The organism is Vibrio sp. 1562, assembly GCF_033340155.1.
Taxonomy (GTDB): Bacteria; Pseudomonadota; Gammaproteobacteria; order Enterobacterales; family Vibrionaceae; genus Vibrio; species Vibrio alginolyticus.
The window spans coordinates 1-530 of the sequence record NZ_JAWOVY010000735.1 but is presented as its reverse complement, the minus strand read 5'-3'; the positions used below and the strand labels follow the sequence as shown (position 1 = coordinate 530).

At 43.4% G+C, this 530-nt stretch carries 1 pseudogene; it reads right to left on the bottom strand.

The window, feature by feature from the left end:
- Positions 1-488: pseudogene (locus R7Z49_RS27375) on the bottom strand (chemotaxis protein); the annotation flags it as partial.
- Between the last annotated feature and the right edge of the window lie 42 nt (positions 489-530).

Genomic DNA, 530 nt, shown 5'->3' with positions numbered 1-530 from the left:
TGAGAAGCTTCCGATAATACCAGTTGAGGAAACTCAAAACCCGAAACATGCTGATGTGTCATTAAGGCGGAAATGGCAATCACCACGCCACTCCAAGCAATAGCGATAAGACGAGTGCCAGATAAGAAGAAAGCGACAACCAACAAAGGCACCCAATAAGTTTGAGTTGAATCAACCACACCACCACTTTGATAAATGATATTGAGTGCATGCACCGACATCCCGACAAAACCAAGGTTAAGTGATAACGCAGGTTGCTTAAACCATTTGAGACTAGAAGCGGAAACAAGCTCAAGAGTAATCAGAATGACAGAAGTTAAGATCAAGCTTTCGTGTCCATGCTTGAACCACTTAATTAAGCTATAAATTCCGACCAGAAAAGCGATGAAGGTGAATAAAGAGAGGATGTCAGCTTGACGTTGTTGCGTTCTCGTCCATTGAGGTTGGCGCGGCATAAATACACTGCGCCACAGCGTGGCTGGATTCATGTTCAATCTTCCTTGATTGATTTCTTATTAGACATCCGACCA